Below are 523 nucleotides of genomic sequence, written 5' to 3' on the forward strand. Positions count from 1 at the left end.
AAGGGTAAGGTCACCGGACAAAAGCCGCCGCTGAAGCTCTGCGAGATCTGGGCGATTCGTACAAGGCTACAGATGTCGTCGAATCTTCGTGAGCTCGCACTGTTCAATCTTGCGATCGATAGCAAGCTTCGAGCGTGTGATCTCACAAGGCTATGCGTACGAGACGTTTGTCAGGGCACCCGCGTTAGTATCCGCGCGATGGTGATCCAGCAAAAGACGCATAGACCGGTTCAGTTCGAGATTACGGAGCAGACCCGCTCAAGTCTTGAGGCATGGATCGCCCATCGCGGATTGCGCTCGTCGGATGCTCTGTTTCCGAGTCGGATTCACGCCTCGGCCCACCTGTCCACACGTCAGTACGCCAGGCTCGTACATCGCTGGATCGAGTCCATCGGCTTAGATGACACGGCGTACGGCACCCACACCATGGGGCGGACCAAGGCGTCGCTCATCTACCGTAGAACCAAGAACCTTCGCGCAGTGCAATTGCTGCTGGGCCACACGAAGCTGGAGAGCACGGTTC

The 523-nt window shown here is 57.6% G+C and carries 1 protein-coding gene; it reads left to right on the top strand.

What is annotated here, in order from left to right; all coding sequences use genetic code 11:
* Nucleotides 1-523: tyrosine-type recombinase/integrase (locus AC3WRI_RS32925; protein WP_492295026.1), on the top strand; the 523-nt coding region annotated here is incomplete at both ends.

It is taken from the genome of Cupriavidus sp. FW305-27, assembly GCF_058787995.1.